Source organism: Pseudomonas sp. CG7, assembly GCF_023701885.1.
GTDB classification, from domain to species: Bacteria; Pseudomonadota; Gammaproteobacteria; order Pseudomonadales; family Pseudomonadaceae; genus Aquipseudomonas; species Aquipseudomonas zanjanensis.
Window position 1 is genome coordinate 40,371 of sequence record NZ_JABAEE010000011.1, and the last position, 22,092, is coordinate 62,462.

Genomic DNA, 22,092 nt, shown 5'->3' on the forward strand with positions numbered 1-22,092 from the left:
TCTGATATTAACGATAAACATAGGCCGATGTCTGGCCCTACGCCACCAGCCAGTCTAGGACTTGGCAGCGGTCGTTTACGACTTCAGCCCCAGCCGAGCCGGAGAACACCCCCGCAACTTCCTGCGAAACTGGAAGGGCAAGCTGGTATGCGATGATTTTGGCGGCTATAAAGCTAGCTTTGAACTCGGTGTCACCGAGAACTGACTATTTTTCGAGTTTAAGAAAGGGGTTATCGGAAGGCATGGACCCAGATTCGAAAAATAGTCCTGAGTGTTCTAGAATATAGCCTTTGAGTTTTGCCTTCTTCCTGGGGCCTTCGACCTGACACAGCCAGATATTCAAACCATCGTCCCGCTTTTTGTGGATCTTCAGCCTCTCAAACTGTTTCTGCACCCATCGCCATTCTTCACCTTCGTGATCGGCACCCATTGAGATGCCCGGAAACTCCTGAGCATAGCGCTGAAAAATGCCAGGCGTGACCAGAAATACGTTTCCACTCACCGTGTGCACCTTGGCCTTGCTGTCATTGACGATCAGCTTATGACTCAGAATGCCTTCCTTGACCCAATTCAAGAATGCCTGGCCAGGGTTGTCCGAAGTTGGATGTGAAATTCCGAGAGCGCTTTCTGACGGTTCTTCGCGAGCCTCAGGTTCTGCCGAGTCGAACATATCCAGTAGCGTTCCGAGATAGTCGGCATCCTCTAGCGCCGTGGGATCCGGCTGCGGTTGGCTTTGACCTGATCGTGCAGTGACTGTCTCGGGCGCTGGTGTTGGTATCTGGGTGTCAGTTGAGTGGTCATGGGCTGCAATGCTAACCGTTCCGCTGAAAGCCTCGGGCCGGTCTTCGCTCCCCCAAATCAACGCCGGTTGAAGGCGCAGAAAGGTGAAACTCTGCTGCCAATTTCCCTGTGCCACAAGCGCGGTCCAGATGGCTTTACCTTCCGGGGTGGACTCGACCAGCCCATGCGATTGCAGCTCATCGAACACCGCGAGGTTGGACGAGGGAATGCCCTCAATCGATTGCGACAGCAGATAGGCTCGCAGCTTGTCTGTGACCGTCTTGCTGACCAGCCAGAGCGCGTCCTGGGTCAGCCATCCCGCGGCACCCGGCTGGTTGAGTTTCAGTTCGTGCTGAACCAGATGACGCAGTCCGCTGATCAAGTGATGTTGCAGCGAATGAATCGGTGCTTGCAGTGCCTTGCTCGGGTTACCACCGATGTTCTGCGCGGTGGAAACACGGTCTGCCTGCATTACCAGCTCACCGAGCACGCCGGCACGTTCATACTGACCTGCTAGGACATACAGTAGGTTGGCCCAGAGTGATGGAAATCCACTGAGCCAGTCGAGGATTGAGCGGTCGAGAATCTGGGTGTAGAGCAAGCCCGCGGCTGCGCCGTGCAGGTGGTAGTCACGATCCTTGAAGTAGCGAAAACGGTAAGGCTGATCCAGCGGGCCCTGCCAAGGATGCCAGACACGGCCATCCTGGCGTTCGACCAGCAGGTCCACGGCGATCTTGCCGATGTCATGGAGCAATGCACCATAGGCGATGCCAGCGGACCAAGCGTCGGTCTGGGCTGCTTGGTCTTCGGGTGCGGCGCCGGTGGGAAGCAGATACGACTGACGCAATTTCAAACTACAAGCGACCAGTTCCAACCCATGGTCTAGCATGCCGCCAAGATAAGCATGGTGGTGCGTCTCGCTGGCTGGAAGCTGCTGGACCAGCTCGGCGTAGCGATGGATCGGATTTAAATAGAGCTGGCTGAATTGCGGATGGGAGAGGGCGGTGTACTGCCAAATGCGATCAAGCAACTGGCGGCGATGCTCGGCTGCTAACAAGCTTTGGGACGATTTGATGAGCAGGTACCCATTGGCGACGTTTACGGTTGGTGGCGGAGGAGGCTTTTGGCTTTTGTGCCGAAACAGACTGAGCATCATGGTCCTCCTGGGAACTGGCAGAGTCAGTGGCCTTTTAGCCTTTTCGGATAGGGCTCTTACCCTTGACTCCCCATTCCCTTCCAACCCTTACCGGTCCTTTTGACGCGTTTCCCTTTGTGCGGCAATCGGAATATCGATTTGTCCTGGTGCCGTTTTGTTGGATGCGTGTGCTGGTGCGAAAAAGGCAAGTGTCGGTACACTGCGGTGCGAATTTTATCGGGTCTTGCCATGAACCTCACTGACGCCACGCTCATACTGCTGCTCGCGGCACGTATCCATGGAACAGACGAAGCCGTCAGGGCCTCGGCGAAGAGCGTGGTCAAGAAGCTACCACGCAGCAAACGTGATCTGATCTACAAGGTGATCGACAGCCGAAGTCCACTCGAGCTGGTGGATTACCTGGCGGAGAACCTGGATACGTAACGGCGTTCTGCGGTTATGGAAGTACCTCCCGTTCTCTGCGTCAGAACTCCACGGTGCTGGGATTTTCTCTGGGAACAGAAAAAGGGTCCAACTCGTGTTGGACCCTGTGAAGCGCTTGCAGCAGTGAGGTAACGATCAAGCTCCATCGTTCATGCATCGCGAGTTATCCATTACCATCTGCTTCTGTTGCTGCTCCAGGTTGAGCACATACTCCGAAGCGCATCGTGCCTGGCCACTGGCGCGGAAGATGGCGCGGTTGTCAGCCTTGAGCAGGCCGAGCCAGGAATCGATGTAGCCCTCGTGCCGAAGCTCTCCCTGTATACCGGCGTAGGCACATAAAAAAGCGGCACCCATTTCGGCGATCAACTCTTCAAATGCATAGTCTGGCGAGCCGAATGGGCAAGGTGAGGTCACGCCTTCGCGCTTCAATCGAGAGTGGTGTCCGGTCCAGTGCGTCAGCTCGTGAAGTGTGGCGTAGTATCCACCTTGATCGTGGAATTGCGATTTTGTCGGCAGTTGGATGAGATCCCTGATCGGGTGGTAAAAGGCTTCGTCGGCAAATCGATGAATGATATTTGCGCCCGAACTTAGCAACAAACTTTCCGCAGCAGCGTTGGGGAATACGGGATCGCTCGGTTCCGTCTCGAGCACGGTTTCATTAAGCGTTTCGAGCCCTTCCGTTTGCTCGATGTTGAACAGAAAATGCGTCCTGAGAATGCCAAAGTGAGCGACTTTTGGTTGACCGTTTTCATCGAGTACGGGTTGGCCTGCTTCGGTTTGTTTCTCGCGCTCCATCGGCTTGTAGAGCACTGCCAGGGTGCTGTGCTCACCCTTACGAATGTGCCCGCCGGCTTTTTTGGCTTGATTGAAGGTCAGCCAGCGATCTTGAGTAAACCCCTGCAACCTGGCCTCGGCCCAGAGCAACGGTAAATTGATGCCCGAATAGGGACGCTGCGTGACGGCGTTGATGGGATAGGGTTGGTGATGACCGACGTCAGTTGAGCCACTTGAGGACCAGGGTTTGATCCAGGGCGCTACGCCTTGGTCCAACGCGGTAACGATCTTGTCAGTCACGTCTTGGTAGATATTGCGCATGGCATTTTCCTCGTAGAAAACGGAGGAACGCCTTTCCCGTCGGGGAGGGTTCCCCGGTGGGTGTTGGTTGGATTGGTGCAGGACTGCGTATAGCCTGAGTTGGATCAGTGGCCGTGTATGGCCGTTTGCGTTTAGCGTTGCTGCTCTTCCGCAAGCGCTATCAGTAAGGCGTTAGGCTGGTCTGATGCCTGAAGTAGGCTGAGGCTCAGTCGCAGCAATGGTTTATGTTCTGCATCACTCGCTGAGACGAACTTGGCTACCTCAAACACCACGTAGGGTGCGTTTGGATCGGCCAGGTGTGCTTTGAAGGCTGCGCGTACGATGTTGCTCAGCCTATCGAGCTGCAGTTTTTCAGAATAATTTGAACCATCGAGCAGTACTGCGTGTTGCCACGCGTCTGGAGTGAACACAACGGGCAAGTGCAGAGTGTTCAGTGCTTCGCTTGTGAGTGAGTCGGACATGGGGTGCCTCCGTTGATAGCGCGAAGAAACCTGTCCCATAGGGGAAAGAATTTCCCGCGGTGGGTTGAAGAAAAACAAGAGGGGTTAGGACGAGCCGGGCTCGAAAGACGCTCGGGAGAGCAGTAGGCGTTCATCACCGTGAAGCGTGACCGTGCGAGCCACCGAACGCTAATCGCACTTGGGGGGAACCATCACCGGAGTGACGTAGCCTCAAAGGCTCTGGCTACCTGGGAAGGTGCTGTCGATAACAGCGATCCGTATCCTCTATGTAGCTGGATGATTGGGATGGGTCAACGGCCTTAGAGGCGCTGTTGTACGAGGTGCGTCTTCTGTCTTCCAGTGAAGAGTTTTCGACCGAATAAGCTGATAAACGGTTAAGCATGGGCGTTTTTCAGTAGTAGTCTGTAATCTCGATTTCCACAGGAACACGCTCAGAAGAGGGCGCAACCATGCCGGCTCAGCAGCCACTTCCAATCTCCCGCGCACACCGCTGGGCATATGCATGCGGTATGTTCGCCAAACGTGGTTATCGCAGGTTGAAAGGGTTTGAGTCTCGTGTGGCCAAGCGTGCAGTGACGGCAGGTTTGCCTGCGGGTAATTTACTCGTTCGCGGGATCTTTCTGCTTGCCCAGGTGGCCCTGTTCGGTGCACTTCTTTTTGTTAGCTTTTGGTTGTTTCTGCTGGTGTGCACATTCGTCGCATTAGCGGCTATCTCAGTTCAAGATTCAGACACTCCAGATATTGATGATCTCGATGATCCAATTCACAGAGCGTCTTGGCCTGAGCGGTACGATAAATGGGGTTCACTGAAGTAACCTCCCTGGTTATTTTGAGCCCGATTTACCTGAAACTATTCTTGCTCCGCTCATCAACTGAGAGGTCCCGTTAGAACTCGCTGTCTGCGCAGCCTGGGTTCCCCGGCTGAGCATTCCTTCTACACCTGAACCTACGCTATACCCAGCCCAGCTCATTGCGGCTAGAAAGACCATCGGCAGTACGATGAACATCGCCCCCATCACATACTCAATCACCTGTGCCGTGACGGTTCCATCCATAAATCCGGATGTCGGCAGCGACAACAGCACCTGATTGGACGCCGAGACTTGGTTGTACAAGGTATCGAGCATGCTGGAGTCGACCCAGCGGGCTAACTCCCACCAGAAGGTCAGCATGTGCAGCGTGAACAGCGCGAACGTCACCGTCATGACGGTTTTCAATTGGTAGGTACTGACCAGCAGGATCAGCGGCAAACTGATGATGACGCCCATGATCAGGAAAGCCTGCACCATCGGCAGGGCGGCACGTAGTGCATTCATTGCCGGGAAGTTGCTGAAGGAGCCGAGGGCTAGCCCAGTGTTGGTCGCCAGGTTATTGAGCCCCTGATTGCTCGACCCACCGCGGGCACTGGAGCCATAATCCTGGTACACCTGTCCGGGCGACATGGACATCGCCTGTTGGCGCGGGCGGACCAGTTCGCGCAGGGTGGCATCCTCGATCTCGTTGCTTGAGCGACCAGTCAACCAGCCATTCAGCTGAGTCAGCAGCGAAGGGTCATCTTGCTCGATCAATCGTGCTCGCAACCCGATACCGCTGTCACTCCACCATTGTTTGCAAGTGGGGTAGCCCGCGCCATTCTCCAGCCGTGGCAAGGAAATATCGCGGGTTTCATCGTAGGGCCAACTGCCTCGCGGTGTCCGTGAGCGATCGGTGTCGTAGTAACCCGGGGTGTCGAGAAAATAGCTTGAGCCGATCCAGGACGCATCATGACTTTGCTGTTTGTCCAGCTGCGGACGATTGGTGAACAGCCGAGAGCGGGAGTAGCCGTAGCAGTCACGAGTGAAGTCGGCGATTTCCTGTAGCAAAACCTGGTTATCGATGCGCGAACTGTCGATCTCCATGCGGATCTGCCGGATATCCGGTGCGCAGGGGATGGAGCCGGTTGCCGCCGCCGTCACCCCTTTGCTCAAGGCGTGCACCAGAAACCACCAAATTGGCACGTTGGCGGACCGTTCGCCGATGGTATTGAAGGTGATCCCCCAGGCGGTTTCTGCTGGCTTAGCCACACTGATACCGCAGCGCTGGCTCGCTGCATCATCGAACGTCATTGACGTGAGGCTCAATGGAAAGACCGGCGCGCAGCCGAACAAGACGACGATGTAGGCCAGCCACAGCCGGTTCTCTATCCGCGGTACAGAGAGCAAACCCTTGTTGCCTTCATCCGCGCCTTGCTGACGCGCCGACAACCACTCTTGCAAGATGATCGCGCCGAAGGGTGCGGCGAACAGTCCAGTGTCGGACAGGACGTTCCAGATACCGTTGTTGATGATCCATGCCAGGAGGGAGAGGTAAAACTCCAGGTAGCTGTTGGTGCTCATGAGCATGGTTCTTACCTCACAATCGAGTGAGCTCGACGCAGGTAAAGAGCAAGAGCCCTAATGTCCCGGCGCGCTTCACGCGCAATCGGTCCTGTGGTCGATTTCGGTAGCGCCTTAGCAGGTCCCACCAGAGTGCTAAGAGGACGCCGTAAAGCAGGGCACGCCACCACCGCAGGTAAGGCCGTATCGATTCCAAGGCTTGCTGCCAGATCTCGAAACTACCCAGCGCAGTGCGGCCGATCCAGGCAACCAGTGCGGCGATCAGGATCATCATTGCGGCAATCCCCAGACTCGAAAGCAAAGTTAGTAGCGGTGAGCGTTTCATGACTCACTTGCGCCTGGCGTCAGCGTCGTTGAGTCGGCCAGGTTCGGGGTCGCCTTGCTCGACGGTGCGCGACGCATCGGCACCTCCGGCATGTCGATCGAGCACGAGGCTGGCGCTATTGGTTGTGAGCATCTGCCGGACGTGCAACTCGGTTTGTAGCAGGCGTATCTCGCGCTCCAGTGTGTCGATGCTGTTCGTCAAGGCGGGTTGTGCCGGTTCGGCGGAAGCGATGTTCGGCTCGTGACTGCCCGCCAGCAGGGTGCGCAGTAGTAGCAACGCTTTGTCGAGCACACTGGACAAGGCCGTCTCACTGGCCAGGCGCCGCGCCAGGAGTTCCTGATCAGGATCGTCGCGCAGGGCTTCGATCACACCGCGGGTGACCGGCAGCATCGGGCTGGAGGCTTTCGCCAGGTTGTCTGGGGTAGGCGGTAGTGAACCCGACAGCAGCCCTTGCAGGGCCTGGAGGCGTTCGCTGTAGGCCTCCTGGATCAGCGGCGTCAACCCGCTGCCTGCGGTCGCACGCAGGGTTTCGCAGGTGTCGCAGGTCGCGACTTCGGTCTCGCCCAACACTCGAACGGCCCATTCGGATTCCTCTTGGGGTGAGGTCCATGCCTGGCAAATAGCGCCGCCCAGGCAATCACTGCTACTGATCGAGGTGCTGTCATCCACCGACCGGTTATGCAGCAGGTTGTAGCCCGCCCGCACCACATCGGAGGTTGCCCGGATGGGTGTTTGTCCGCTACCTCCAGCCTTCTGCCCGCCGACCCAGGACACTCCATTGTTACCGTTACGGGCCTCGGTGTTCTTCACTGCGGCCACCGCATCACCTCCGGTTTGTTCGAGGTTGCCCTGCATCTCCTGGTTCTTGGCCAATGCGCCCCAGCCGGCTTGACCGACCTTGTCCGCCATCTTCTCGGCCATCGCCTGGCAGGTCAGCTTGGAACGGTCGAAGTCGATTCTTCCTTGCATCACCCCGTTGCTCAACAACTCATAGAGGCCGGGATTGGCGCGCTGGATAATCAACGCCGGCAGCGACATCACCGCCTGGGTCGCGTTCTGCACGATGCTGCCCATGATCTGCTGGAAGCCTTCGGTAGCGCCGTTCAGCTGGTTTTGCAGGGTGTTGGTGAGGCTCATGTTTCCACACATCATGTTCGCTCGCCATGAAGCGCCGACACCGAGCCCGTTGGGGCGATAGAGCGAGCTCGGCGAGCCCGCTGCCGAGCCGCCACCGATGGTGTACATCACCCGGTCGTCCAGTACTTCGCCTTGAGTGCCTAGGCGGTAATCGTCCTCGGCTCCGTGGGCATGCGTGGTCACGGCGAGCAGTCCGCAGAGCAACAAAGTCATCGGGCTTAACCATGGTTCTGCAAGAAGCCGACTCATGCAGCACCACCTTCGAAGTTGATGCTGAACAGGAAGGTCTGTCCCTCACGCTTGCAGCAGCTATAAGGACGCCACAGCGACCAGGCGTAGCCGCCATCCGCGCTCTGCACCGGATCGCTGGGGAAGATGGCGCATGTGGGTTGAACCAAGGGGGAGAGCAATTGCCATTTGTGGGTCGAAGCGTCGTTTTCAACGATTGGGCCAGGCGGCCAATAACCATCGCGTGGTACGGGTGTGAGCGGGACATACACGTGCGGTAGCCCGTTGCGGGTCATGACGTCACCCGCGCGCTGCGCCATCACCGCAGCGGCTTTGAAGTCGTCGGGTTGCACCAAAAATCCTTGCCGGGGATAGACGTTGCCCCACATGTTTCCCGCGAGCTGACGACCGATCTCACGGACTCCCGGTAAGAGCGACTCGGGATAAAGGCTTTCCGGGATGCCATGACGCCAGGCCAGTGAGTCCAAAGTGCTCAGGTAGTAGGGCATGAACGCAGTGGCACCGCTGGCGCAGGCGTAGCCGGATTGCGAGGCAAGTTGCGTGGCGGCCCAGCCACCGGGATGCCCGATGCCATCAACGTTTTTGAAACGAGGCAGGTTGTCACGTCGCGTGTTTAGCGTGATCAGGTTACCACCGCCTTCCGCACCGCTGATGGGAGAGGAGAGTGCGGCCATCTCGGTCCAAGGATTGGCACCGGTGGTGGCATAGCTGGAGACCACCAGCTCAGGAATGAAATGACGAACTTTGGTTGAGGTTTTCACGGTGCAGCCGAAGGGTGTGCAGAGCAACCAAAAGCAGATGCCGACGACCTTGTATTCGAGGCAGTCCGGAGAGAGCACGGAGGCGGTAATGCTGCCAGTATCCAGCGCTACGCTTGGCCCCGATGCCAGCAGAATGCTCAGCACTAAAGGATGTAACTTCTGGGGCGAAATATGCGGGCAGGCAGCAGACATGATCCAGGCTCTGGGTGTATGGCCTGGACAGGTTCAATAATTGAGAGAGGGGTGTCAGTGAGAAAGCCGAACGCAGAATTGTCGGTTTATAGCGATCTTCTAGATCAGCAGAGGGTCATTCAGCGCTCAGTGTACGAGCAAGCACGTCAGACTCAATGAGCAACTGATCCGTTTTGATCTCGAAAATGTTGGCGAGTTTGCAGAGGACCAATAACGACGGGTTGCCTACCCCTCGTTCGATTTGACTCACGTAGGTACGATCCACCTCGGCCATGAGCGCCAATTGCTCCTGGGTAAGGTTCTTCACGCGTCGCATCGAGCGGATATTTTCCGCGAGTTGCAGACGGAGCTGTTCGAAGTCTTGAGTCATGCGCGCAAACTGCGCCTTGAGGGACTCTCAATCCACGGGATATAGTCTACATTGGCTCTGATTCGGGCTTTTTTGATGCTTAAGCCGAGTGTCAATTTTGTTTCTATGCTGCTTAGAACAGACCGAGCATTAATAAATAATCGAAAGCTAAGGTGTCTATGGACGAAAATTACGTTTCAATTCCGGCGGCGGACGGCTGCCCGAGCCTTTTGACACCGTGGGGCAGCGAATTTGCGCCTATGATCGAACGTGGCGTGCAATGCGCCCAGGCCTGGCTTAATACACCCGGTGACGTACCACTGTGGTGGGAACTGGCGCAGTCTCGGAAGACTTGTCCGGCAGGAGAATCTCAGGATGCTTTCGAAGCAGGATTTTTATTGAGAGTTCAGCAACGGCTTCAAGGCGTTTCACCGTAGCCGTGCGGCTCCAACCCTGACGATATGGCCTACACGGGAAAATTTACTGGAAGGTATGGTTCCAGGCTCCATTCCTCTAGAATGGAGATCTGACAGAAGTGGCGTTGGTCTGTGACAAACAGATTTACGTAGCTGGGATTCTGATAAGTGCAGATTCTGCACGCTCTGAGAACGTGGAGCGCGATATGAAAGCCGACCAAGTGTTGAGTGACGATCTGGTGAGCCGACTGGAGGGTAAAATCCCAGCCATGGCTGAAGGTGCGATCAATACGGCCTATATCAACGCGCTGGCGGCCGGACGCAGCGTGATGGAAGTGATGGACGGCAAGCTCGTTGAGACGACTGCCGACGGTAAGCACAAGGTTATTCGAGTGGCCAAGCCCAAGCATAAAGTGACCTTGGGCGGGATTATCAAGGTGCACCGCTGCTCATGACCGTCCCTCGGCTGAGGGTGTTTGCCGGCCCTAATGGTTCCGGTAAAAGCACAATGAAAAGTGCCGTCCCTTCCCACCTGATCGGGATCTACATCAACCCGGATGAAATCGAAAAGGCTGCCAAAGAGGGCGGACGCCTGGAATTCAGCGATTTTCAACTGGAAGTCGAAGGCGACGAGGTTCTCGGCTTTATCAAGGCGCACCGACTGATTCGGTCGACCCAGCTCGTTGAAGAGGCATCCAATATAGACTTCAGCAATAACGGCCTGAATTTCCAGTCCGTCGCGATGAATTCCTATTTTGCTTCCGTGCTCTCTGATTTCATGCGGCACAAGCTCCTTGAAGCCCAGTTGTCTTTCACCTTCGAAACGGTGATGTCTAGCGAGGACAAAGTCGCTTTTATGCTTAAGGCAAAAGCGTCGGGATATCGAACCTACCTCTACTTTGTCGCCACTGAAGATCCTGACATCAATATCAACAGGGTCAAGAACCGTGTTGCGGCAGGTGGGCACCCAGTCCCCACGGAAAAAATTGTGCAGCGCTACGGTCGTTGCCTGAACCTATTGCCAGCAGCCATCGCAGCCTCGAACCGGGCTTATATCTTTGATAACTCCGGCGCTGATCTGGTGCTGCTCGCTGAAGTAACAGACGGGACTGACCTTGAGTTCAGGGCTGATGAGATCCCTGACTGGTTCATGCAAGCCTACGTGGAGAAGGTTTTCAAGGATTTGCTGCCGGGTTGATCGAAACCTAGGATCAGCTCCGTTTCACTTAATTCCTCGCATCCTATCGATCCGTTCAGCTACCCGGTAAGCCGCCTCCAGTTCCGAGCAGCCGGTGCTCTGCATCAGTGTCCAGCGTTCGGCTTTTTCCTCGGGCTCCGTCATGGCCAGGGCGAGATAAAGACTTGGCGGCACGGCCCGAAACAGCGTCTCGAGCTTCTTCGATAGCACGACCCCCTCAGTGTATTTCACCGGCTCCTTACTGGCGGAGAGCAGCAAGGCTTTCTGTGCCGGCGTGAGTTTCTTGAACCGTGCGATTTCTTCGATTTCCGCGGGCGGCATGTTCAAGCAAATCCACCATTCGATCATGTTGAGCATGGTCTGCGCGGCGGTGGGGAAGTCGGCAAGATTTTGCGTCGCCAGCCAGAACCACGCGCCGAGCTTGCGCCACATCTTCGTGCCCTTGACCACGAAGGGTGCCAGCAGCGGGTTCTTGGTGATGATATGGCCCTCGTCGGTGACCATGATGATCGGTCGGCCCAGGTACTGGTCTCGTTCGGCAAGGTTATTCACGGTGTTCATCAGGCTGATGTAGCTGATGGACATCTGTGCCTCGTAGCCTTCGCGAGCGTAGGTGGCCAGATCGACAATGGTCACATCGCTCTCTGGCCAAGGCGTGCCTTCACGATCGAACAGTTCACCCTCGCAACCCTGGCAAAACAGGTCCATGGACTCGCCCATTTCCTGGGCACGCTCGCGACGTTTCTCTGGCAAGTGCGGGTCGGCGGCGACGCGCAGCAACGCGTCGCGCACGTCGCGGGTCAGTACCTGGCGCTCCGCTGCGACACAGGTCTGTGCCGCATCTAGGATGCACTCGCGGATCAAGCTGCGATCGGCTCGACTCAGGCGCGCTTCTTCCTTGGCTTCGCCGCCGGTGATCATCAGGCGGGCGGTGATTTCTAGTTCTCCGAGAACATCACGTTGGGCTTCGCGACTGGTTATTACCTCATCGTCCCACTCATCGATCGACAGACTTGCCACCTGATCCGGCTGTTCGACCAGGCGCCAGGCATCGGCGAACGGGGTGAGATTGATCGCGGTACCAGGTTTCAATTGGACCTTATTGACCGACAGGCCTTGCGTTGCGAAGTAGTCGCCCTGCAAGCCGAATGAGTTGCCGGCCTCCACGATAAACAGGCGAGGGCGGTACACCGCCATGACCTGCATCAGCAGGGTGACCAGGGTGGCCGACTTACCGGCGCCGGTCGGACCGAACAGCAGCAGATGGCCGTTCATAGCCCGGTCTAGTCGAGACAACGGATCAAAGCTCAACGGCGAGCCACCACGATTGAACAGGGTGATGCCCGGGTGGCCGGTGCCGGTGCTGCGACCCCACACCGGGACCAGGTTTGCCAGGTGCTGGACGAACATCAGGCGTGTGTACCAGTTGCGCGTGTCGCGGGCCGGGTTGTAGGCCATCGGTAACCAACGCAGATAACTGTTACAGGTGGCAACCTCGTCGCCTTCACGTACCGGCTGCAGGCCCGCACCCAGTAGTGCATTGGCCAGACTGACCGAGCGCTGGTGCAGTTGCTGTTCATCGTGACCACGCACGTAGAAGGCCAGGGTTCCCCGGTACAGCTTGTGCTGGCGGCCGATGACCGCGCGAGCCTCTTCGACATCCTGACGGGTCTGGGTCGAGGCCAGGTTTTCACCGATGGCTTTGCGCGCCAGGCGGTTCAACTGCTCCTCAAGTACATCCTGCGGTTTGACCACCAAGGTTAGACTCATGACTGTACCTTCGGGTAACTGGTCGAACAGTGCATTCACCGCGTCACCTTTGCGAGTTTCTCCGGTGAGTTGACCAATCAAGGGCGCTCGGCGCAGCTTGTCCACCACCATGACCCGATGGGGTTGATCATCGAAAAACCAGAGCCCGTGCTGGACATCCGAGCGCGGTTCGTTGAAGAACAGCCTCTCGGCGAAGTCATGATCGAAGGGCAGTTCCAGCGACCCGCCGTCGCCCGACTCCGGATAGGCCACGCGGCGGTAGAATTCCTCGGGGTCTTCGTCGGTGAGCCTGGGTGCCGGATTGAACCAGGGCAATAACCAGGCATACAGACCTTGGCCATCGACTCGCGTCGATTGCACCCCGCATGCCTGCAACGAAGCCACGATACGTTCGCAAGCCTGCTGCAGGGATTGCACTGGACTGAGTCCCATCTCCTCGGCGCCAGACTCAATCCAGCGATAGATCACCAGGCGCACCCGTCGATTATTGCCGCGCCAGGGTAGGCGCGTGACGGCCTTGTCCTCGAACAGACCTCCCGGCTTGGCGATGGCCTTCAGGTGACGACGACTGAGTTCCAAAAACGTTTCGGTGAAGACCGTGCCTCGCGCGCTGTCTTGAATGTAATCGGTGAGCCGCGTCAGGTAGGGGGTGAAATCGTTATCGTCCTGGCAGAAAAACTGCGCCACCCAAGGCGCTTGGTCCAGTTCGTCAAAGCTATCCTGCAGGGCGTCTTCGAGGGCATCGCGGGCTGTCACAAGCCAATCGGGTTCGCGCCCTTCAGTGCCGATGGGCAGCAACTCGAACACCGCGCCCACCGAGCGATTGTCATCGAGCAGAAAACACTGCTCGGTGTCGAGGTACTCGACCCAAGGCAGGTGATCGGTGAAGCTGGGGTTGTGCGCGTAGAGTGCAGCTTCATCGGCCAGGGTCGCTCGAGGGCGCAATGGGTTGCGCCAGGCCTTCCACGCAGAAGTGCGCTTGCCCGAATCGGCGGTACGCACTACAGGTCTTCTTGACGTTCACCCGGCAATGCGTACTGCACCCGTTGGTAGAACGGAAAGACGGTGGAGTAACCTGGGATCGGTGCCTGCTCGGTACCGCTCAGGTGCGGATACACGTACAGCACCAGATCGGGATTGGGCAGGCGAGGGAACAAGTTGCGGATCTCGTTCGCCGCTGTGCGCGTGTACGGTTCCTGGAGAGCCGCGGAGACATCTGCCTGAGCCAGCGGGCGGCGTAACTGCTGCCGAGCATCCAGCAGTTGCTGCTGAGTGCCTTGCGACCCTGCACCGTTCCAGATGTCCAGCATGGTTTGCTCGCCATGGGGCAGCAGCGTGTCCTTGTCAGTGGAACACCCTGTCAGGACCAAGGAAAACACACTAATCCATGTCAGGCAGAGAGGCATGGTCTTTTTCATGGCGAACGCTCCGGCCCTTGGGCTCGTAGTCGATGGTGATCTCATGGTCGAGGTGCAGCGCGACTTGGGCGGCCGGTGGCACGTATACGGCAGCAAAGGTCTCGCCATAGAGTTTGTTGATCCACTCCCGGATGTCGCTTACCCCACCACTGAGAATTGAATTCAGCGCGCTATTGCCACTGCTGCTGGCGACCCCGAGCGTACTGCCGCCCGAACTGATCACGCTGCTGTTGTTCTGCTCATCCCCGAGCAAGGCGGCGACACCGGCGCCAGCGGCCGTGATCAAGCTCTGGCTGCCGAGGTACTGTTGAGCGTTTGAGCGGCGCTCACCGGCAATGCAAGGAATGCCATACGGATCGGACAGGTAACCGAGTCCGCCACGAATCTTGTCGGTGTTTGAGCTCTGGGTGGTGGTGGCATTGCGACTGGCTACTGCCTTCGGCTGAGGCACCGTGCGAATGGTGCCGTCGGTAAACACAAAGGTAATTGACTCGACCTGTCCGCGTACGCACGACAGGGTCCAGTCGCCGGAGGCTGTGCCGCTCATCACGGCCCCTGCGACGTCCGGCAGGTCGATGCCGTTGGCTGTCAGGTTCTCCGGACCAACCAGCACCTTGAAGGGGTAGGGATCATTCACGGTGCCGTCCACCGGGACCCGGCCGATCAGCGCGGTCATGGCGACCGAGCCCATCAATGTCGCGTTTTCTGGAATGGTGTAGACCGGCTTCGCGCCTTCGGTACGATCAGCGGAGCGTGTCAGGTCACGTTCACCCTTGGTGACCTCGCGTAACTGCTTCTGGCTGCGGTCGATGGCATTGTCCTTCAAGCCCTCCAATGAGCTGAAGGCAGTAGGCAGACTCAGAGCGGACGCGGTCTTGGTTTTGCCCTGGGGGGCGGTGGACAGAGCATCCGAGGGCTCAATCCACTGCAGTGCATCATTGGCAGAATGCTGCCGTTCAAATTGGGCGCCGTCGCCCGGCTCAACCCCCAGTCCGATAGGCATATCCTTGTCTTTGTCGGTCAGCCCCGACAGCTGCTCCTGCAATTGCGTCAGCACACCACGGGCCAGGCGACTGTCTTGTTCCGCTTTGAGTCGAGCCTCGTTGGCTTGTCGGCGACCTTCGTCGACCTGTTGAGTCACGCTGCCAAGCGCCGTCTGGATACGCGAATCAACACTGTTTTCCCGCTCGCGCAGGCGGTTGTTCTCCGTCAACAACGAATCGTTGTGTTTCTTCAAACCGAGCATGTCGCTGCGCATGGCCTTCACCTGGCCGACCAGGGTGGCGACCGTATCGCGGGGGGTATCGCCCGCAATACCGAGCGACTTGGCTTGCTCGGCGGATAACTGAAGATTGCCTTGATCAACCGACTTCTCTGGAGAGGAACTGCTGCCACCCGCGACCCAAGTTTTCAGGATAATCAACACCACGCCCAGCAGCGCAGCCGGTACCAGCCATTTGAGCAAGGCGTTAGCTTTCATCGCCAGCACCTCGCGAAACGGCCGGGAACAGCACGGCTTGCTCAAGGCCGGCACTGCGGGTGACAAGGTAGGCGATCGTGGTGTCTTCAGCGCTGCCGACAGGTCCGAGAAAAGCATGCTGGAAAGCCGCGGCGAATAGCTTGGCCTGCAGTCGACGTGGATCGAGTTGCACCGTCTCTGAACCACGATTGCGCAACTTCACCGCCGTCACCCAGTAATCGCCGAATCGCCAGGCGGCGATGGGTGTGCTGGACACGTTTTCGGTTGGCAGCAGGGTTGGCAGTTCGGTACGCAGCATGAGCGGGACGCGACGCACACCAGGCAGGGACTCCACGGTGCGTAGCGGCGCGTACAGGCTTTGCGCGGCGTAGCGCGTCAAAGCGACTGGGATTGGCGTACGTTCTGGAAGAGGGACGCTTTTAGATTCTGCCTCAGCAGCCTGCACCGAAGCATTCTTGAGAATACGCACGGGCTCCAGCTGTTGATCGCCAGGCGTGGCTGCGATGTCCAAGAGGATGATCTCGCCCGTCGCGACCGATTGCAGTTGCAATCGCGTAGGTGCAATGGCTTCGGACGCGCGCAGGTACAGCGTGCCACCGGTTGATTGCACACGCAGTTTGCCTGTCAGAGTTGACGGCAGGCCGACTCGAACATCCTCATCGATAAAGACCACTCGTTCCTGATTGATCACCAGCGGGACTGCGAGAGGGAGGCGTTCCCAGCGCATCAACTCGACGGCCTGCGCTGCAGCTCCCCATAGCATCAGTACGATGGCGAGCCCCGGGGTAGAAATCCGCTTCATGGCTCACCTCCAGGCAGAGCGATTTTTTGCGGCGTGCCCTGATAACAGTCCAGTGCCAGCCCCCACTTATTGCGTTCGGGGTCCAGATCAAAACGCACCACGCGTAATGGATAACGCACCACAACCCGTTTCACCGGTTCGGCGGCGTAGTACTCATCGGCGTTGAGGTCGAGGGTGACCAGCCAGCTGTCGCGATCGAGTTGCTTGACCCTGAGTTCCGGATCTTCGCTATAGCCTCGGCCCAGAATTTCGTAGACGCCACGCACCCGCTGGCGGAGTTCGCCGGCGGCCTTGCGGTATTCGTAGTCGCCGTCGAGGAAGGTCTTGCAGGAGGGTGTCAGATAAGACTGCAAGCCATAGATAGCGCGGCGATAGTCCTTCTCGCCATCCGAGGGCCAGCGGTTGAGCTGACCAAAGATGTACAGGGCAAAGGCATAAACATTCTCTGAGGGGATATCCCACCATTTGCGGGTGCTGCCCGAGCGCAGATCCGGTGGTACATGCACGGTCAGATCGGTCGGTGCCGAGCGCCAGCCATACCAGAGTCCGGCGCAGACCAAGGCGAGGATCATTACCGCCAGACGCAGGCTGAAGATATGGGCCTGTTGGGCGTCCACCTTGTTCCGAAATCGGCTCATGGCTGCCACCGGGACAGGGCAGGGCGCAGTCGACGCGAACGACGGACCGTCCAGGCGCCGGAGTGGAGAATCAAACTGCTGCGACCCAGGCGCCAACGGCTGGCGAGTGTCCATTCGAGCTTGCGGTACAACCAGGTCTCGGGGCGAGCCCGTTTGGCCCGACGCAGTAGTGTGCCACCGACAAATAACACCACCGCCATGCTTGCGATCATGCTGGTCGGCGCCACTGCAATGGAGGCGGTGGCGATCGCTAGAGGAACGCCCAGCAGCAGGCCAATGACGGCGCCGGTGCCGAGCGCTACCCACATCTCATCATTGGTTAAACCACGCAATACGGCGGGATCACGGTTGAGCCGCTCCGGTAGAAAAACCAAGGTGCCGTCGGCAAGGCTTTCGATAGCGTCTTTCATGCCAACCTCACAAAATCGCGGCGGCCTTGGTCAGGAACCAGATGATGATTACCACCAGTAGGGCCCCGATGCCGACCACAGCGCCGAGATCTTTCCAGGTCTTGCGCTGGTTCTGCACGTCGGCATAGACGGTCAGGGAATGCCAAGCCACACCGAGAAAAGCGAGTAGGGCGATTAGCAGACCAAGCAGGATGCCGCCGTCGTAGGCGTAGTTTTTGATCGTCTCGATCAACCCGGATCCTTCCCCGCGCGAAGGCGCTTCCATGGTGGGGAGTTCGGCGAAAGCCAGGCTTGGACCGAGCACCAGCAGCAGTCCGATCAAGCGTTGGGTCGCACGATCACGCAGGTTGTTTTTCAGAGGGGCAAAGCACTTGAGCATAGCGGCGATCTCCTGGATTAGGACAGGGTGAAGAACATCAGAACGAGTAGGGCGAGCAAAACGCGGACGGTGCTACCGCCGAAGGCTCCGAAACGCACACTGCCAGCCGCCCAACCCCGGTAGGCCGTCCACATCACCCAGGCGCACCACAGCAAAGCCAGAACCAGAACCATGGACAGCCACAGCGTCGAACTGCTCTGCGGTGCGAAGCCCGCGGCGTTTTGGAATGCTGCGATCTGAGCGTCAGTCATGCTCATGGCGAGGGCTCCGCAATCGGAGTGTCGAGGCGGTAATCGCCGACCAGCTCATCGGGCTCGCGGGGCTGAGCACGGGACGGGGATAGGTAGTTCCGAACACCTTGGCGGATGCGCTGGATGTCTTGAATTAGGCGGGGATAGTCGAAGCGATAGCGATCGTCGGGTTCAGCCGTGCTGGCTACCTCAGCTCGCGTTGCAAGATGTTCGAGCGTGTCGAGTTGCCGCTGGATAAGGCTGAGTTGATCCTGCTCATGAGCCGAGTCGGCATAGCTACTGCCGTGAACGATAGCTAGCGAGAGTAGTAAGCAGCGAAAGATGGTAGTCGACATGATCCTGTCCCGCATGGAGCTGGGAGCAGAATCAAGTCAGGGGGCGAATTATTCAGCATTAAACGCGAGGTAGGATGTATCGCCTTTTTGGGGGGAGAACCGAATAGGTTTACACGCACATACATCGGCAATCGATTCGGCACAAAAGAAGGCTCAGACAGCTCTCAGTCCAAAAAAGATGTGTTTTTCATGAGGCAATGAGTGGGTCGGCTCATGCATAAGCAATATGGGTGACGAAGAGCGAATCATCGCTTAGCATTGGAATGTTCGTTTCTCATTACTCTCACCTGAAGGAAGTTTTCATATGTCTCGTTTGGCTGAATTTCGTAAGCTTGAGCAACAACTCGCCGAACAGCTCGCAGAGCTTGAGTCGATGAAAAGTGATTCCGGCTTGAAAAAAGAAATGGAGTTTGAGAGTAAATTGCGGGCATTGCTTGGCGAGTACGGCTTCAGCTTGAAGAACATCATTAGCATCCTGGACCCAGAGGCTGGCCGTCGTTCCTCGGCACCGATAGCAGCCCCTGTAAAGCCAGCTCGTAAAGCTCGCGATGTAAAAATTTACAAAAATCCGAACTCTGGTGAGCTGATCCAAACCAAGGGAGGTAACCATCGCCAGTTGAAAGAATGGAAAGTCGAGTTTGGCGCGGACGTCGTAGAGTCGTGGCGTACTCAGTAAGATCGGCTTGATCAGGGCTTTGCAAGGGCCCTTTTTTGCTACTGAGGGTGCTGAATCCTCAGTGCGAATCTTGGTCCTACTTCTGCACCCATCTTCAGAGATACTTCTTAAATGTCGTTGCCGTGATTGCTACTGTAATGCCAAGCATTACGGCACAAGGCAAAAATACAACCATAGGATTGAGCGAAAAGGGCAGGGATAGGTAGATAATCCAGGGCACAAGCAATAGCGGTATCACTCCTCGTTTAGCGCGGTGATAGACGAAGCTACTCTCTCGTCCAGCACCAAATTTGCGCAGGTCGCGACGCATCAGGCCATCGATAAAACCGGTGAGAGAGGCCAGCAGAAACAAGGGTGTGGCCAGAACCAGAATGGTCAGGCGCACCACGAAGGTAAAGGTCACATACACCGCCGCCAGCACGAAATCTTCAATGCTCACGTATAGCTGGTTGATCCACCCCCAGAAGCTGTTACCCATGCTCGATACCCGCGCCTGCTGGGCAAAATCTGCAAAGCCAGTTTTGACCAGTAGCCACTGATTGATTAAATCCAGCCACTGGATAATCGTTGGCCCAGGCTGTTGGATGAGCAGTGAACATTTGAAGTGCTCGCTGAGCCAGCCTAACTCACTGTTTAGCATGGCCTGACTATGCCGCCAGCCCTGATCACCCCAGAACAGCAGCAAACCAGCGAACTCGATCAGGATCGAGAATAGCAAAGAGGCGATTAGCAAACCGATGACGCGCAATACCAGGCTGATCGTCGAGATGATCAGTCCGGTACGCTGGATCGGTTGTGGTGGCATGTTCTGGGCGGAAGTCGCCATCGTTCACTCCATTGCATGCCGCCGAGTTAATGCCGTCATGGCGCTTTCCGGTGTGGTTGCTGAATTTGAACCTAAGTCAGGATTACCCCACCTGGTCTAAATCGAAGTCAATTGTTGGCGCACCACCGCTTGCGCTCCACCATTGCCCCGCCTGCTCGTTGTAAACCGCCCGCATCCGTTGAGTAAGCTCCTGCAGGTCCTTGGGCATTGCGTCGTCGTTGGAGGATTTTGGCAACGGCATGCGGACTTTCCAGAGCTGGCCACCGGCGTGGAAGGAGAACATTTGGCCCTTGGGCAAACTGACGATGTGAGCCGGTTCGATCAACGGCACGCTGGCGCTACTGACGCGGTCCTGCGAGGAGGACGTGAAGTCGGTATTGGCTTCTGGATCGGAGGTGTCGGTTGCACCCGATACCAGGGTTCTGGTTAGCACGTTGACCTTGGGCAACTGCTGGGTGAGCAGCTCCGCGGTGGCGGTTTCGCGTACGCGGAGCATCTGCAAGGTATTGAAGTTACCAATCACCTGGCCGGCTTTGGCGCGGTTACCAATGCGTGCTTCGATATCACTGAGGGTTTGGGTGTAGGCCGTCACCTGGATGCCGGCGCCACCGCCTTTGTTGATTAGCGGAATGAACTCATCACCCATCAACTCGTTGAACTCATCGGCATGCAGGTTAATCGGGAGCTTGTCACTGCCGCTGCGTGATGCGGGCAGGCCGTGGTCAATGCCATGTTTGTAGATGTGGCCCGCAACCGAGACCAAGTCGGCGAACATGGAGTTGCCCACCGCGGCGGCCACCTCGGCGTCGGTCAGTGCATCCAGACCGACATAAACGATGCCGCGTTTTCGGATGATCTGCATCCAGTCGAAGATTGGCCGCGGATCATCTAAATCGGTGTAGTTGGGCGCCAGTAGTTGGGCGGTCTTGCCGGTGGTGAGTTTTTCCAGCAGCGGCAGTAGCGAGGCAACGATTTTGTCGAAGTAAGTACGGTCATATCGTACCGCCGAGCGCAATCCGTCCAGCACCGGATCAAATACCCGTTTTGCCGCCAGGTATTGCTCGATAGCCACTACCCGCTTTTCGCGTCCCACCATGTGTCGGGGGATGTTCTTCTCGGTGAGCTTGCCTTCAAGCTGGACGATCACTTCCCACGCCTTCGGGTCGGTCTTGGCGAAAAACTGCTGGGCGTATTCGATGAACAGTGCGTCGATGTTGACCACATGTCGTTGGATCTGCAGGTAGTCCGGACGTCGGCCCAGCTCGATCAGAGCGCGGGCGATGATGTTGACGAAACGCCAGGCGAACTCACGGAAGGCCGCAGAGTTACCTTCACCACTGAGCTGCCCGGCAATGCGCGAGGCCACCTCCGAGATGCGCCCAAAACGTCCCACGGCGTTGTAGCGGGCGGAGATTTCTGGCCAGCCCAGATGGAAGACATAAAACTCCTTCTCCCGACCGGCACGTTTGGCTTCGACGTACATGCGCTTGAGCAGGTCGGCGTCGCCCTTTGGATCAAAGACGATGACCACCTCATGGTCGACGCGGTGAATGTCCTGAGTGATGTAGACCTCGGCGAGTCGCGTCTTGCCGACACGAGTGGTACCCAGCACCAGTGTGTGCCCGACCCGTTCGCCCAGCGGCAGACTGACTTCCATTTCGTCGGGCTCGACCCCATGCAACAGCGACGAGCCACCTACCGGGGGCAAAGGGCGCAACGGATTGAAGGCACTGTTCCAAGCCGTGACTTGGGCCAATGTCGAGAGCGGAAACGGCGCATGTTCCAGGCGTCGTTCGAGTCCACGTGCCAGGCGGTAACGGGTCGGCTGCTCGACATAGTGAGCGACCGCCGGGTCCTGGGCTTCGACCAAGCGCTGGGTGTGCAGGCGGGTCCAGCGAAAGCCGCGGCCCATGAACAGGCGCTTACGGCTTACCGGAATCTGCCGGCTGGTCAGCTCGTAGCGAGGCAGCCGGCGGATATTGCGCCGATAGCGCAACACCTCCCAGGCTTGTCGGAGGCGGATCAAACCGAACAGGGCATAGGCCAGAGCCGCAACCAGACCGAGTTCGGGTGATAGCGCCACGGCCCAGGGCGAATACACGCATAACACCGCCGCGGCGACACAGATCGCCACGGTATACAGCTCGACTGCGGGCCGGAGTTTGGACTCCATCGCATGCTCGGCCATGA

At 57.6% G+C, this 22,092-nt stretch carries 25 protein-coding genes and 1 pseudogene; 7 read left to right on the forward strand and 19 right to left on the reverse strand.

What is annotated here, in order from left to right:
• Window positions 1-23: 23 nt before the first annotated feature.
• Window positions 24-199, forward strand: a pseudogene (locus tag HGO40_RS06815) (IS66 family transposase); the annotation flags it as partial.
• Between the two features lie 6 nt (window positions 200-205).
• Here the strand turns inward: HGO40_RS06815 and mobH are convergent.
• The gene (gene mobH, locus HGO40_RS06820; RefSeq protein ID WP_250962441.1) at window positions 206-1,933 is read right to left on the reverse strand and encodes a MobH family relaxase; all 1,728 of its coding nucleotides are present in this window, start codon (window positions 1,931-1,933) and stop codon (window positions 206-208) included.
• A gap of 231 nt (window positions 1,934-2,164) precedes the next feature.
• Between mobH and HGO40_RS06825 the strand changes: the two genes are divergently transcribed.
• Window positions 2,165-2,359 carry a DUF7740 domain-containing protein gene (locus HGO40_RS06825; protein WP_027912535.1) on the forward strand — a complete coding sequence of 65 codons (195 nt, stop codon included), beginning with the start codon at window positions 2,165-2,167 and terminating at the stop codon, window positions 2,357-2,359.
• A 135-nt stretch (window positions 2,360-2,494) separates the two neighbouring features.
• On the opposite strand, the gene HGO40_RS06830 is transcribed toward HGO40_RS06825, so the two are convergent.
• Complete coding sequence (locus HGO40_RS06830; RefSeq protein WP_250962404.1) at window positions 2,495-3,454, reverse strand: ArdC family protein; 960 nt, start codon at window positions 3,452-3,454, stop codon at window positions 2,495-2,497.
• Window positions 3,455-3,585: 131 nt separating this feature from the next.
• Window positions 3,586-3,915 carry a hypothetical protein gene (locus tag HGO40_RS06835; protein ID WP_003235923.1) on the reverse strand — a complete coding sequence of 110 codons (330 nt, stop codon included), beginning with the start codon at window positions 3,913-3,915 and terminating at the stop codon, window positions 3,586-3,588.
• Between the two features lie 449 nt (window positions 3,916-4,364).
• Between HGO40_RS06835 and HGO40_RS06840 the strand changes: the two genes are divergently transcribed.
• Complete coding sequence (locus HGO40_RS06840) at window positions 4,365-4,730, forward strand: DUF3742 family protein (protein ID WP_080627558.1); 366 nt, start codon at window positions 4,365-4,367, stop codon at window positions 4,728-4,730.
• A gap of 9 nt (window positions 4,731-4,739) precedes the next feature.
• Here HGO40_RS06840 and HGO40_RS06845 read toward each other — a convergent pair whose 3' ends face one another.
• The 5 genes from HGO40_RS06845 to HGO40_RS06865 form a co-directional block, all read right to left on the reverse strand.
• Window positions 4,740-6,296, reverse strand: a complete 1,557-nt coding sequence (locus HGO40_RS06845) for a conjugal transfer protein TraG N-terminal domain-containing protein (RefSeq protein WP_250962405.1) — start codon at window positions 6,294-6,296, stop codon at window positions 4,740-4,742.
• 10 nt (window positions 6,297-6,306) lie between these two features.
• A complete protein-coding gene (locus tag HGO40_RS06850) occupies window positions 6,307-6,615 on the reverse strand; it encodes a hypothetical protein (protein ID WP_213624588.1) in 309 nt (102 codons plus the stop codon).
• A gap of 3 nt (window positions 6,616-6,618) precedes the next feature.
• Complete coding sequence (locus tag HGO40_RS06855; protein WP_250962406.1) at window positions 6,619-8,001, reverse strand: integrating conjugative element protein; 1,383 nt, start codon at window positions 7,999-8,001, stop codon at window positions 6,619-6,621.
• The gene (locus tag HGO40_RS06860) at window positions 7,998-8,954 is read right to left on the reverse strand and encodes a TIGR03756 family integrating conjugative element protein (RefSeq protein WP_250962407.1); all 957 of its coding nucleotides are present in this window, start codon (window positions 8,952-8,954) and stop codon (window positions 7,998-8,000) included. The genes HGO40_RS06855 and HGO40_RS06860 overlap by 4 nt, the downstream gene beginning before the upstream one ends.
• 115 nt (window positions 8,955-9,069) lie before the next feature.
• On the reverse strand, window positions 9,070-9,324 hold the full coding sequence (locus tag HGO40_RS06865) for a helix-turn-helix domain-containing protein (RefSeq protein WP_027912527.1): 255 nt from the start codon (window positions 9,322-9,324) through the stop codon (window positions 9,070-9,072).
• A 158-nt stretch (window positions 9,325-9,482) separates the two neighbouring features.
• Here HGO40_RS06865 and HGO40_RS06870 point away from each other — a divergent pair, with 158 nt between their 5' ends.
• The 3 genes from HGO40_RS06870 (at window position 9,483) to HGO40_RS06880 (ending at window position 10,917) form a co-directional block, all read left to right on the forward strand.
• Window positions 9,483-9,740 carry a LasR-specific antiactivator QslA gene (locus HGO40_RS06870; RefSeq protein ID WP_080712583.1) on the forward strand — a complete coding sequence of 86 codons (258 nt, stop codon included), beginning with the start codon at window positions 9,483-9,485 and terminating at the stop codon, window positions 9,738-9,740.
• A 185-nt stretch (window positions 9,741-9,925) separates the two neighbouring features.
• Window positions 9,926-10,174, forward strand: coding sequence for a hypothetical protein (locus HGO40_RS06875; RefSeq protein WP_017529804.1), 249 nt, complete (start codon window positions 9,926-9,928; stop codon window positions 10,172-10,174).
• Complete coding sequence (locus HGO40_RS06880) at window positions 10,171-10,917, forward strand: ATPase (RefSeq protein ID WP_025214491.1); 747 nt, start codon at window positions 10,171-10,173, stop codon at window positions 10,915-10,917. Before HGO40_RS06875 ends, HGO40_RS06880 begins: the two co-directional genes overlap by 4 nt.
• Window positions 10,918-10,941: 24 nt before the next feature.
• Here the strand turns inward: HGO40_RS06880 and HGO40_RS06885 are convergent, their stop codons facing one another.
• Genes HGO40_RS06885 through HGO40_RS06925 form a run of 9 tightly spaced genes read right to left on the reverse strand, consistent with a single transcriptional unit; the run spans window position 10,942 to window position 18,400 of the window.
• Window positions 10,942-13,689, reverse strand: a complete 2,748-nt coding sequence (locus HGO40_RS06885) for a conjugative transfer ATPase (RefSeq protein WP_250962408.1) — start codon at window positions 13,687-13,689, stop codon at window positions 10,942-10,944.
• Entirely contained in the window at window positions 13,689-14,105 is a 417-nt protein-coding gene (locus HGO40_RS06890; RefSeq protein ID WP_032833227.1) for a TIGR03751 family conjugal transfer lipoprotein, read from the reverse strand. Before HGO40_RS06890 ends, HGO40_RS06885 begins: the two co-directional genes overlap by 1 nt.
• Complete coding sequence (locus HGO40_RS06895; RefSeq protein WP_250962409.1) at window positions 14,068-15,585, reverse strand: TIGR03752 family integrating conjugative element protein; 1,518 nt, start codon at window positions 15,583-15,585, stop codon at window positions 14,068-14,070. Before HGO40_RS06895 ends, HGO40_RS06890 begins: the two co-directional genes overlap by 38 nt.
• Complete coding sequence (locus HGO40_RS06900; protein ID WP_250962410.1) at window positions 15,575-16,387, reverse strand: TIGR03749 family integrating conjugative element protein; 813 nt, start codon at window positions 16,385-16,387, stop codon at window positions 15,575-15,577. Before HGO40_RS06900 ends, HGO40_RS06895 begins: the two co-directional genes overlap by 11 nt.
• A complete protein-coding gene (locus HGO40_RS06905; RefSeq protein ID WP_250962411.1) occupies window positions 16,384-17,025 on the reverse strand; it encodes a PFL_4703 family integrating conjugative element protein in 642 nt (213 codons plus the stop codon). Before HGO40_RS06905 ends, HGO40_RS06900 begins: the two co-directional genes overlap by 4 nt.
• Entirely contained in the window at window positions 17,022-17,435 is a 414-nt protein-coding gene (locus HGO40_RS06910) for a TIGR03750 family conjugal transfer protein (RefSeq protein ID WP_250962412.1), read from the reverse strand. The genes HGO40_RS06905 and HGO40_RS06910 overlap by 4 nt, the downstream gene beginning before the upstream one ends.
• 7 nt (window positions 17,436-17,442) lie before the next feature.
• Window positions 17,443-17,814: a TIGR03745 family integrating conjugative element membrane protein gene (locus HGO40_RS06915; protein ID WP_046062015.1), complete on the reverse strand. Its 372-nt coding sequence runs from the start codon at window positions 17,812-17,814 to the stop codon at window positions 17,443-17,445.
• 17 nt (window positions 17,815-17,831) lie between these two features.
• Entirely contained in the window at window positions 17,832-18,071 is a 240-nt protein-coding gene (locus HGO40_RS06920) for a TIGR03758 family integrating conjugative element protein (protein WP_250962413.1), read from the reverse strand.
• Complete coding sequence (locus HGO40_RS06925; RefSeq protein ID WP_058545223.1) at window positions 18,068-18,400, reverse strand: integrative conjugative element protein, RAQPRD family; 333 nt, start codon at window positions 18,398-18,400, stop codon at window positions 18,068-18,070. The genes HGO40_RS06920 and HGO40_RS06925 overlap by 4 nt, the downstream gene beginning before the upstream one ends.
• Window positions 18,401-18,704: 304 nt before the next feature.
• On the opposite strand from HGO40_RS06925, the gene HGO40_RS06930 reads away from it, so the two are divergent.
• Window positions 18,705-19,076 (forward strand): histone-like nucleoid-structuring protein, MvaT/MvaU family, encoded by a 372-nt coding sequence (locus HGO40_RS06930; RefSeq protein WP_027912517.1) that lies wholly within the window; start codon window positions 18,705-18,707, stop codon window positions 19,074-19,076.
• 94 nt (window positions 19,077-19,170) lie between these two features.
• Here HGO40_RS06930 and HGO40_RS06935 read toward each other — a convergent pair whose 3' ends face one another.
• Window positions 19,171-19,902, reverse strand: a complete 732-nt coding sequence (locus HGO40_RS06935) for a TIGR03747 family integrating conjugative element membrane protein (RefSeq protein ID WP_027912516.1) — start codon at window positions 19,900-19,902, stop codon at window positions 19,171-19,173.
• An 82-nt stretch (window positions 19,903-19,984) separates the two neighbouring features.
• On the reverse strand, window positions 19,985-22,090 hold the full coding sequence (traD, locus tag HGO40_RS06940; protein ID WP_027912515.1) for a type IV conjugative transfer system coupling protein TraD: 2,106 nt from the start codon (window positions 22,088-22,090) through the stop codon (window positions 19,985-19,987).
• Between the last annotated feature and the right edge of the window lie 2 nt (window positions 22,091-22,092).